An 11344-nucleotide genomic window follows, 5' to 3' on the forward strand; every position below is an offset into this window, starting at 1 on the left:
TGTGCATATCAACTTTTGAAACCGTTTTCAAGTCGATGCAGCGACCAAATCGGGGCCGCGCGCGATTTCCGACAAACCGTGGCTTTTGCGCCTGGCCGGTGCCATTTCGAGGAAAATTCTTCATCAAAACGCTCAGGAATTGGTGTTTTATACGCTCAGATCGCCGATTTTTTATGCGATTGTCCGCTCAATCCGGACGACGGGCCGGGCCAGAAAGAAGATGGAAAATCACGATGAAAATCCTCCCCACGCTGTTTGCCGCCGCTCTGATGCAGGTCGCCGCGCTCGCCTCCGCTCAAGCCGGCGAGAACCTCAACGCGGTCAAATCCGCCGGTGTCCTGAAGATCGGCACCGAGGGTACCTATGCGCCCTTTACCTATCATGACACCTCCGGCGCCCTCGTCGGCTTCGACGTCGAGATCGGCCAGGCGGTCGCCGAGAAGCTCGGCGTCAAGGCGGAATTCCTCGAAGGCAAGTGGGATGGCCTGATCGCCGGCCTCGACGCCAACCGTTATGACACGGTCATCAACCAGGTCGGCATCACCGAGGAGCGCAAGAAGAAGTACGACTTCTCCGAGCCCTACATCGCCTCCAAGGCGGTGCTGATCGTCAAGTCCGACAACGAAGAGATCAAAGGCTTTGCCGATCTCAAGGGCAAGAAGTCGGCCCAGTCGCTGACCAGCAACTTCGGCAAGATCGCAACCGCATCCGGCGCCGAGCTCGTCGGCACCGACGGCTTCGACCAGTCGATCCAGCTCGTTCTGACAGGCCGCGCCGATGCGACGATTAACGACAGCCTCTCCTTCCTCGACTTCAAGAAGAAGAAGCCCGACGCACCGGTGAAGATCGCCGCCGAACAGGCCGATGCCGATTTCTCCGGCATCATCATCCGCAAGGGCGAGCCGGAACTGCTGGAAGCGATCAACAAGGCGCTCGTCGACATCAAGGCGGACGGCACCTACGACAAGATCTCGCAGAAGTACTTCGGCGCCGACGTCTCGAAGTAAGTTCCGACCGACCTGGTGGCCGGTTTTACCACCGGCCATTCTCGGCTATGAAAAGCGATCCGTTCCGGTCCCCGGGGCGGATCGCGCTTTTTTGAAAGGCCCGCCCCTTGCCCACCTGGCTCCAACTCATGCTGGATTCGGCGCCGTCCCTCCTTTGGGCCGGCCTGACCTTCACCATCCCGCTGACGCTGCTTTCCTTCATCTTCGGCCTGATCCTTGGTCTCTTGACCGCGGTCGCCCGCCTGTTCGGACCGGCACCGGTCGTCGCCATCGCCCGGTTCTACGTCTGGGTGATCCGCGGCACGCCGCTGCTGGTCCAGCTGTTCGTGATCTTCTACGGCCTGCCGAGCGCCGGCATCCTGCTTGACGCGTTTACCGCCGCCCTCATCGGCTTCTCTCTCAACGTTGGCGCCTATACCTCCGAGATCATCCGCGCGGTCATCTCCTCGGTGCCGCGCGGGCAATGGGAAGCGGCCTACTCGATCGGCATGAGCTGGAGCCAGGCGATGCGCCGCACCATCCTGCCACAGGCGACCCGCGTCGCCGTGCCGCCGCTGTCGAATACCTTCATCTCGCTGGTGAAGGACACCTCGCTTGCCGCCGCCATCACCGTGCCGGAGATGTTCCAGACAGCGCAGCGTATCGTCGCCACCACCTATGAACCGCTGATCCTCTACATCCTCGCGGCGCTGATCTACCTTGCCATGAGTTCGGTTCTGTCAGCCCTGCAGGTCAGGCTGGAACGCCGCTTCGCCCGCTATGGTGGTTTCCTGGAGGCGCGCACATGATCGAGCTTTCTCACATCGAAAAGCGCTTCGGCGACAATCTCGTGCTGAAGGACATCTCCGTCAGCCTGCCCGAGGGTAGCGTGACGGCGCTTGTCGGCCCCTCCGGAGGCGGCAAGAGCACGCTGCTGCGCTGCATCAACCTTCTGGAGATACCCACCTCCGGATCGATCAAGCTCGGTAGCGAACAGGTCCAGTTCTGGCCTGGAAGCCGGGTTGGCTGGGCAACCATCCAGCGGCTACGCCGGCAGACCGGTATGGTGTTCCAGAACTTCCAGCTCTTTCCGCACCAGACAGCACTCGGCAACGTCATGGAGGGTCTCGTCACCGTGCTGAAATGGCCGGCCGAAAAGGCCCAGGCGCGCGCCATGGAACTCTTGGAAAAGGTCGGCATGGCCCACAAAGCGGACGCCTGGCCGGCGACACTCTCCGGCGGGCAGCAACAGCGTGTGGCGATCGCCCGGGCGCTGGCCCCGTCGCCGCGCGTCCTGCTCTGCGACGAGCCCACGTCTGCCCTCGATCCGGAACTGGCCGAGGAAGTGGTCGAAGTGTTGAGCCGGCTTGCCCGCGAAGGAACCACCATGGTGATGGCGACCCATGACCTCCGGCTGGCCTCGCGCGTCGCCGACAAGGTGATCTTCCTCGACGGCGGCCTCGTCGTCGAAAGCGGCGCCCCGAAGACGATCTTTTCGGCGCCCGAGCGCGAGCGCACCAAGAAGTTCATCGCCTCGCTCAGCGCCCCGCACGACTACGAGATCTGAAGGGAAGCATTCGGACCGGTTACGATGGATGAGGAGCAGCAGGCGACAGGCGTCTCCATTATCCTCGCCTCCCCATAGTTGTCATCCTCGGGCTTAACCCGAGGATGACGGCCGAGAAGTGCGCCCGCTACAGTGGCCCTTTGCGCCTCTCGCAAAACGAAAACGGCCGGATTCGCATCCGGCCGTTTTTGTCTATCCGTGTGGCAAACGCTTACGCGTCGAAGACGATCAGCAGGTCCTTGGCGTCGATCTGGTCGCCGGCGCGCACCAAAACTTCGGCGACCGTGCCGTCCTTCTCGGCGTGCAGAGCCGTCTCCATCTTCATCGCCTCGATCGACAAGAGCACGTCGCCGGCCTTCACCGCCTGGCCGGCGGCAACGGCAACCGTCGAGATGACGCCTGGCATCGGGGCGCCGAGCTGCGCGGCATTGCCGCCCTCGGCCTTGCGGCGCACGGCGCTGGTCGCACTGCGGTTGCGGTCCGGAACCTTGATCAGGCGGGGCTGGCCGTTGAGTTCGAAGAACACCTTGACCATGCCCTTCTCGTCCGGCTCGCTCTTGGCCTGGTGCAGGATCACCAGCGACTTGCCCCGCTCGATCTCCGGCTGCAGCTCCTCGCCCGGCGCCAGCCCATAGAAATAGGCCGGCGTCGGCAGAACGCTGACCGGACCATAGGTGTCGGCCGCGATCGCGTAGTCGGTGAAGACCTTCGGGTACATCAGGTAGGAGGCGAACTCGAAGTCGTCGACCTTGCGCTCGAGCTTGTCTTCAATCGCCTTGCGCTCCGCATCGAGATCGGCCGGCGGCAGCAGCGAGCCGGGCACGGCGGTGTAGGCCTTCTCGCCCTTCAGCGCCTTCTTCTGCAGCGCTTCCGGCCAGCCGCCCGGGGGCTGACCGAGATCGCCCTTCAGCATCGAGACGACCGAATCCGGGAAAGCGATGTCCTTTGCCGGGTTCTCGACGTCGGCAACCGTCAGGTCTTGCGAGACCATCATCAGCGCCATGTCGCCGACCACCTTGGAGGACGGCGTCACCTTGACGATATCGCCGAACATCTGGTTGGCGTCGGCATAGGCCTGGGCGACCCGGTGCCACTTGGTTTCCAGCCCGAGCGAGCGAGCCTGTTCCTTGAGATTGGTGAACTGGCCGCCCGGCATTTCGTGCAGGTAGACTTCAGAAGCCGGTCCCTTGAGGTCGCTTTCGAAGGCGGCGTACTGGTAGCGCACCGCTTCCCAATAGAAGGAAATGCGGCGGATCCATTCGGGATCAAGGCCCGGATCACGCTCCGAGCCGCGCAGCGCCTCGACGATCGAGCCGAGGCAGGGCTGCGAGGTGTTGCCGGAGAGCGCGTCCATCGCCGCATCGACCACGTCGACGCCGCTATCGACGGCGGCAAGGACGGTCGCAGCCGCGATGCCCGAGGTGTCGTGCGTGTGGAAATGGATCGGCAGATCCGTTGCCTCGCGCAGCGCCTTGAACAGCACCCGCGCGGCCGCCGGCTTCAACAGGCCCGCCATGTCCTTGACGGCGATCATGTGCGCGCCGGCCTTCTCGAGCTCGGCCGCCAGTGCCGTGTAGTACTTGAGATCGTACTTCGGGCGGGCCGAATTCAGGATGTCGCCGGTGTAGCAGATCGCCGCCTCGCAGATGCGGTTCTCCTCGGCAACGGCCTCCATCGAGACGCGCATGTTGTCGACCCAGTTGAGGCAGTCGAAGACGCGGAAGACGTCGATGCCGCCCTTCGCCGCCTGGCGGACGAAGTACTTCACGACGTTGTCGGGGTAGTTCTTGTAGCCGACGCCGTTGGCGCCGCGCAAAAGCATCTGCAGCAGCAGGTTCGGCGCATCCTCGCGAATGCGGGCAAGGCGATCCCACGGATCCTCGGTGAGGAAGCGCATGGAAACGTCGAAGGTCGCGCCACCCCAGCATTCGAGCGAGAAGAGCTGCGGCAGGGCACGGGCATAGGTGCCGGCGACACGGGCGATGTCGTGCGTGCGCATGCGCGTGGCAAGCAGCGACTGGTGGCCGTCGCGCATGGTGGTGTCGGTCAGGAAAACCTGCTTTTCACCGCGCACCCACTCGGCAAACTTCTTCGGGCCGAGTTCGTCGAGCTTCTGCTTGGTACCCGCGGGGATCTCGCCCTGGATGAACGGCACGACGGGCTTGGCCGCGTCTGCCGGCGGCCGCGGGCGGCCCTTAGCCTCAGGATGGCCGTTGACGGTGACGTCGGCGAGATAGGTCAAGAGCTTCGTCGCACGGTCTTGGCGCCGGACCTGCTGGAACAGCTCCGGCGTCGTGTCGATGAAGCGGGTGGTGTAGGTGTTGTTGCGGAACTGCTCGTGGCCGATGATCGCCTCGAGGAAGGTGAGGTTGGTCGCCACACCGCGGATACGGAATTCGCGCAGCGCCCGGTCCATGCGGCTGATCGCTTCCTGGGGCGTGCTGCCCGAGGCCGTGACCTTCACCAGCAACGGATCGTAGTAGCGCGTGATGTAAGCGCCGGTATAGGCCGTGCCGCCATCGAGACGGATGCCGAAACCGGCCGCCGAACGATAGCCGGTGATGCGGCCGTAGTCGGGGATGAAGTTCTGTTCCGGGTCTTCTGTGGTGATGCGGCACTGCAGCGCGTGGCCGTTGAGCCGGATGTCTTGCTGCTTCGGTACGCCCGAGGCCGGCGTGCCGATCGCTTCGCCGTCGAGGATATGGATCTGCGCCTTGACGATGTCGATGCCGGTCACCACTTCGGTGACGGTGTGCTCGACCTGAATGCGCGGGTTCACTTCGATGAAGTAGAATTTGCCGGTGTCGGCATCCATCAGATACTCGACCGTGCCGGCGCCGACATAGCTGGTCGCTTCGGCGATCTTCAGCGAATAGTTGGCCAGTTCCTGGCGCTGCGCATCGGAAAGGTACGGAGCCGGCGCACGCTCGACGACCTTCTGGTTGCGTCGCTGGATGGAGCAGTCGCGCTCGAACAGATGCACGACATTGCCGTGGGTGTCGCCGAGGATCTGGCTTTCGACGTGGCGGGCGCGCTCGACCAGCTTTTCGAGATAGACCTCGTCCTTGCCGAAGGCGGCCTTGGCCTCGCGCTTGGCTTCGGTCACCTCGCGGATCAGGTCCTTCGGGTCGCGAATGGCGCGCATGCCGCGTCCGCCGCCGCCCCAGGAGGCCTTGAGCATGACGGGGTAGCCGATCTCGGCGGCTAGGCGATGGATTTCCTTTTCGTCTTCCGGCAGCGGATCGGTGGCCGGCACGACCGGCACGCCGACGGAAATGGCGAGGTTGCGGGCTGCCACCTTGTTGCCGAGCTGGCGCATGGTCGCCGGCCGCGGACCGATGAAGATGACGCCGGCAGCGTCACAGGCATCGACGAACTCGGGGCTTTCCGACAACAGGCCGTAACCCGGGTGAATGGCATCGGCACCCGAGAGCTTGGCGACGCGGATGACTTCCTCGATCGACAGGTAGCTCTCGATCGGACCGAGGTCGCGGGCCAGATGCGGACCGCGGCCGATCTGGTAGCTTTCGTCCGCTTTAAAGCGGTGCAGCGCGAGTTTGTCCTCTTCCGCCCATATCGCGACCGTTTTCAGACCGAGTTCGTTTGCAGCGCGAAAAACGCGGATGGCAATTTCAGAACGGTTGGCAACAAGGATCTTCGAGATAGGCAAGTCGGTCTCCTCAATGACTTGATATTGCGGGAAATGCTGCACCCGCGAAATAAAGTATTAGCGAGTCACCGGGCAGAGCGCAATTTCAGATGCGACAGGAAACCGAATGCCTTTCGACTTTAGGAAATCAGGCCGAGACGGAAGGCGATCGCCACGACGTGGTGGCGGTTCTTGGCCTTCAGCTTTTCCTGGATTCCGTTCATGTACCAATCGACCGTGTGGCTCGAAATATCGAGCACCTTGCCGATGTCGTTGGAGGTCAGGCCGTCGGCCAGATAGTTGAGCGCTTCCATTTCGCGCCGCGTCATTTGCACCTCGACGCGCGAACCGAGCTCGGCCGAAACCTCCGGGTCGGTCAGGTCCAGGAGCTTCCAGAACAGCCGCTTGGCGATCGAGTCGAACAGGCTGATCTCGACCGGGCTCAGGTCGACGACACGCCCGCCGACCGTCAGGTTGCCGAGCAGGCCGCGCCGGCCGTGCACCGGAAAGATATAGCCGTCGTAGAGACCGTGGTTGCGGGCCTCGATCATCATGCTTTCCATGCGCTTGCGATGCGGATCGGAGCGGAAGGCAAAGAGCGTATCGCGCCAGCGGAAACCGCGCTGGGCATGGCCGAGATAGCGGATGGTCGGGTCAATCACCACGAACTTCTTGCGGATGTAGATCTGCGGCCAGCCCTCGGGCCAGCGACCGGCAAGCAGCAGCCTCAGCGGGTTGTCATGCGGCTTGGGCTGACGCACGACGCCGTAGAAGTCGAAGCCGCAGCGATCGAGCAGACGCTCGAATTCCGGGATGATTTCCTCGCGAGTCTTCATCTCCTCCAGAAGCGCGAGAAACTGTACGAGCAGCGTAATGTTCATGGATCACCTTCCAGGTCGATGCATATGGTCGCAATTCCGAATCCGGACATAAAGGCACCGTTCAGCGACCATTCATGTTGCACCCGCGATAATCCGTCATACCACGCCCGGTCTTATGCGAAATATGCAAGAAATCGGAGTTGGCACGACAGATAGCAGACTATGAATATTCTCGCCAAGCTCGCAGACGAGCGAAACGGGAAAAGGAATAGCTGTCCTGCGTCCGGCTACGGCTTCCCATTGCCGCCAAAGACCGTCTCAGCGCGGCCCCGAGCGTTCTAACGGTGCGAAGCTTCAATGCCCACCATGGGGAACCTCGAGGACGCGGGTGCATCCGCCGCAGAAGGTCTGCGGCGCGTCAAATCCGGTACCCGGAAGGGGTGAGACAGTGTCATTGTTCCAGGTGTATGCAAGAGCGCTCCAGTATCTTGCGGTTCACAAGTTTCGCGTCTCAGCGATCGTTCTCGCCAACGTCGTTCTGGCAGCCATCACCATTGCCGAACCGATCCTGTTCGGACGCATCATCGACGCCATCTCGTCGAAGGGCGAAGTTACGCCGATGCTGCTGATGTGGGCGGGCCTCGGCGTCTTCAACACCGTCGCCTTCGTGCTCGTCGCCCGCGAGGCCGACCGGCTGGCCCATGGCCGCCGCGCCACGCTTTTGACGGAAGCCTTCGGCCGCATCGTTTCCATGCCGCTCGCCTGGCATAGCCAGCGCGGCACCTCCAACGCGCTGCACACGCTGCTTCGCGCCTGCGAAACCCTCTTCGGTCTCTGGCTCGAATTCATGCGCCAGCACCTGGCGACCGCCGTCGCCCTCATTCTGCTCGTTCCGACCGCCTTTGCCATGGACGTACGCCTGTCGCTCGTGCTCGTCGTTCTCGGCGCGCTTTATGTGGTGATCAGCAAGGTGGTGATGAGCCGCACCAAGGAAGGCCAGGCTTCGGTCGAGAACCACTACCACACGGTTTTCTCCCACGTTTCCGACGCGATCAGCAACGTTTCGGTCGTGCACAGCTACAACCGCATCGAGGCTGAAACCCGCGAGCTGAAGAAGTTCACCGAGCGGCTGATCTCCGCCCAGTTCCCGGTTCTCGACTGGTGGGCGCTGGCAAGCGGGCTGAACCGCGTCGCTTCGACCATCTCGATGATGGCGATCCTCGTCATCGGTACCGTGCTGGTGCAGCGCGGCGAACTCGGCGTCGGCGAAGTCATCGCCTTCATCGGCTTTGCCAACCTGCTGATCGGCCGTCTCGACCAGATGAAGGCCTTCGTCACGCAGATCTTCGAGGCCCGTGCCAAGCTTGAGGACTTCTTCACCCTCGAAGATGCCGTGCGCGAACGCGACGAGCCGGCCGGTGCGACCGAACTGCCGGCGGTTGTCGGCGAGGTCGAGTTCCGCAACGTCTCTTTCGACTTTGCGAACACGAACCAGGGCGTGCACAACGTCTCGTTCACGGCCAAGGCCGGCCAGACGATCGCCATCGTCGGCCCGACCGGCGCCGGCAAGACGACGCTCGTCAACTTGCTTCAGCGCGTCCACGATCCGCGTGACGGTCAGATCCTGATCGACGGCAACGACATCTCGAAGGTGACGCGCAAGTCGCTGCGCCGTTCGATCGCCACCGTCTTCCAGGATGCGGGCCTGATGAACCGCTCGATCTCGGAAAACATCCGCCTCGGCCGTGACGATGCGACGATCGAAGAAATCATGGCTGCCGCGGAAGCGGCTGCCGCCTGCGACTTCATCGAGGGCCGCACGACCGGTTACGACACGGTGGTCGGCGAGCGCGGCAACCGCCTTTCGGGCGGGGAACGCCAGCGCGTAGCCATCGCCCGCGCCATCCTGAAGAACGCGCCGATCCTGGTGCTCGACGAGGCGACCAGCGCGCTCGACGTCGAAACCGAAAACCGCGTGAAGGATGCGATCGACGCGCTGCGCAAGAACCGCACCACCTTCATCATCGCCCACCGCCTGTCGACGGTGCGCGAGGCGGACCTGGTGATCTTCATGGATCAGGGTCGGATCGTCGAGATGGGCGGCTTCAACGAGCTCAGCCAGAGCAACGGCCGCTTTGCAGCCCTGCTCCGCGCCAGCGGCATCCTGACGGACGACGATGTCCGCATGAGCCACACGGCAGCCTAAGACACTCTCCAAGCAAGAGAACAAGCTTCAAGCCACCCGCAGCCAACTGCGGGTGGTTTTTTTTCGTTTCGCCGTCACTCGCACAGAGCAGACTTGCCATTCTGAGGAATGCTGGTATTCCGGAATTCCGGCTTCAATTCCAAGGGAACCACCAATGCCGGACATTTCCACGATCGCAGTTTTCGCCGCAGCAAGCCTCGTGCTCACCGCCACGCCCGGGCCCGACATGCTGCTGATTGCCTCTCGCAGCCTCAGCCAGGGACGTGCCGTCGGGTTTCTCACCCTGGCCGGCATCGTGCTCGGCACCTATTGCCACGCGCTCGCCGCCGCACTCGGTCTGTCGCAGCTCTTCGTCACCGTTCCGATCGCCTATGAGATCGTCCGCTGGGCCGGCTGCGCCTATCTGCTCTATCTCGCCTGGAAAACCATCCGCTCGGATCCATTGGGCGCCTCCCCGATTGCAATCCTCAAGCGGCTTTCGGCCCGCCGGGTTTTCGGCGAGGGGCTGATGACGAACCTGCTCAACCCGAAGATGGCGCTGTTCGTGCTGGCCCTGTTTCCGCAATTCGTGGATCCGAACGGCGGGTCGATGGTCCTGCAGATGCTGCTGCTTGCGACCGTCCTGAACGGGATAGGCCTGCTCGTGAACGGTTCGGTCATCCTCGTCGGCAGCCATCTGCGGGCAAGGCTGTCCGGCTTCCGGCGTTTCCCGAAACTGCCGCAATACCTTCTCGCCGGCGTATTCACCGCCCTCGCCTGCCGCCTGGCCCTGGGTTCTCGAACCTGACACTGAAGCCCTGTGACGGGCGGCGTTTCTCACGCCGCCCTTAGCGGCTTAGCCATGGCGATGCCGCGCAGCCATTCGAGATAATAGGCATAGACGAAGTGCAGCCCGATGCCGGCGACGACGAAGAGGCTGCCGACAACAGGGTTTTTCCCCGTCACGAACAGCAGCACCTGGCCGGACATCGCCAGGATCGTGCCAAAAATGAAGATCGGCAGGGAATGCCGGCCGACCACCGCCAGCGGATGATCGCGGTCGAGTTTGGCAAGGTTGCTGATCCGCGGCGTCACCGCGATGAGGTAGCCGAGCGCCAGCACATGCAGCAGTCGCGGCGTGGACAGAAAGGTCTTATCGAAGCCCGTCAGAACGGCCGGAAGACCGAAGGAAAAATCGATGCTCCAGAACGAGAAGAGCACCCAGACGGCGGAAACCGCGAGATAGAGCCCGGAAAGCGCGATCAGCCAGGGCCAGCGCGGCAGCGATCCGCCGTTGCGCGCATAGGTCATCATGACGACGCCGATGACGAACAGGAACTGCCAGGACCAGGGATTGAGAAACCAGTAGCCCTCGTCGAGGAAGTTCGACGGCACGAACTTGAAGATGCCCGCAGCAAGCCAGAGGGCGGCCGAGAGCAGAAGCAGCAGTTTCTTGCTGACGCCGTTCAGCCAGAGGATGCCCGGCAGCATCAGGAACAGCGCCGCATACATCGACAGGATGTTGTTGTAGCCGAGCTGATGGCCCAAGAGCACCATCGCGACGATGCCCTGCTCCGTCTGCTCCACCATCGGGCGGATGTTGATCTCGCCGATCAGGTCCTGCCGCCCGAAATAGAGTGCGCCGCCGGCAAAGATCGCCAGCGTCACGATGCTGGTCATGATGTGGGCGATGTAGAGCGCCAGGGCCCGGCGCCAGATTTTCAGCGTCATGGCCAGCCGTGCGCCGGAGACGAACTTGCCGCCATAGGCGATCCCGACCGAGAGGCCGGAGATCAGGACGAAGGCTTCGGCGGAATCGGAGAAGCCGAAGTTCTTGTGCGTCAGGTATTCGAGATATTGTCCGGGAACGTGATTGACGAAGATCGTCAGGAGACACAGCGCCCTGAATACATCAAGGCGTGTGTCGCGCTCCTTCGGAACCAATCGGGCGGACATCGGCTCGACGCCACCCGGAAAAGTCTTTTGCAGCATGCGGTCCGTTTTCCAGGATTTGGCGCCCCTGCCCCATCCCTGTTGAAACGGGCACCGACGTCCCGCCTTTCGCGCGATGCTCGGCACCATGAAGGAGAGCGGGATGTCAACGTGCTTGCGGTTTCCCGCCCACACCCCGCTCAC

8 protein-coding genes are annotated in these 11344 nt (G+C 62.8%); 5 read left to right on the forward strand and 3 right to left on the reverse strand.

Going from position 1 to position 11344, the window contains the following annotated elements:
• The first annotated feature begins 233 nt into the window (after positions 1-233).
• The 3 genes from ACIQUG_RS30250 (at position 234) to ACIQUG_RS30260 (ending at position 2553) form a co-directional block, all read left to right on the forward strand.
• Positions 234-1007: an amino acid ABC transporter substrate-binding protein gene (locus tag ACIQUG_RS30250; RefSeq protein ID WP_402325928.1), complete on the forward strand. Its 774-nt coding sequence runs from the start codon at positions 234-236 to the stop codon at positions 1005-1007.
• 107 nt (positions 1008-1114) lie between these two features.
• Positions 1115-1795: an amino acid ABC transporter permease gene (locus ACIQUG_RS30255; protein ID WP_402325929.1), complete on the forward strand. Its 681-nt coding sequence runs from the start codon at positions 1115-1117 to the stop codon at positions 1793-1795.
• Positions 1792-2553 (forward strand): amino acid ABC transporter ATP-binding protein, encoded by a 762-nt coding sequence (locus ACIQUG_RS30260; RefSeq protein WP_402325931.1) that lies wholly within the window; start codon positions 1792-1794, stop codon positions 2551-2553. Before ACIQUG_RS30255 ends, ACIQUG_RS30260 begins: the two co-directional genes overlap by 4 nt.
• A 211-nt stretch (positions 2554-2764) precedes the next feature.
• Here the strand turns inward: ACIQUG_RS30260 and pyc are convergent, their stop codons facing one another.
• Positions 2765-6223: a pyruvate carboxylase gene (pyc, locus tag ACIQUG_RS30265; RefSeq protein ID WP_402325932.1), complete on the reverse strand. Its 3459-nt coding sequence runs from the start codon at positions 6221-6223 to the stop codon at positions 2765-2767.
• Between the two features lie 119 nt (positions 6224-6342).
• A complete protein-coding gene (locus ACIQUG_RS30270) occupies positions 6343-7083 on the reverse strand; it encodes an autoinducer binding domain-containing protein (protein WP_034802969.1) in 741 nt (246 codons plus the stop codon).
• A 388-nt stretch (positions 7084-7471) separates the two neighbouring features.
• On the opposite strand from ACIQUG_RS30270, the gene ACIQUG_RS30275 reads away from it, so the two are divergent.
• Together ACIQUG_RS30275 and ACIQUG_RS30280 are read left to right on the forward strand one after the other, a co-directional pair.
• Positions 7472-9229: a glucan ABC transporter ATP-binding protein/ permease gene (locus tag ACIQUG_RS30275; RefSeq protein WP_402325933.1), complete on the forward strand. Its 1758-nt coding sequence runs from the start codon at positions 7472-7474 to the stop codon at positions 9227-9229.
• Positions 9230-9383: 154 nt separating this feature from the next.
• Positions 9384-10016: a LysE family translocator gene (locus ACIQUG_RS30280; protein ID WP_402325934.1), complete on the forward strand. Its 633-nt coding sequence runs from the start codon at positions 9384-9386 to the stop codon at positions 10014-10016.
• 29 nt (positions 10017-10045) lie between these two features.
• Here the strand turns inward: ACIQUG_RS30280 and ACIQUG_RS30285 are convergent, their stop codons facing one another.
• Entirely contained in the window at positions 10046-11200 is a 1155-nt protein-coding gene (locus tag ACIQUG_RS30285; protein WP_402325935.1) for an OpgC family protein, read from the reverse strand.
• Positions 11201-11344 lie beyond the last annotated feature (144 nt).

It is taken from the genome of Ensifer sp. NPDC090286, from assembly GCF_044769565.1.
GTDB lineage: Bacteria > Pseudomonadota > Alphaproteobacteria > Rhizobiales > Rhizobiaceae > Ensifer.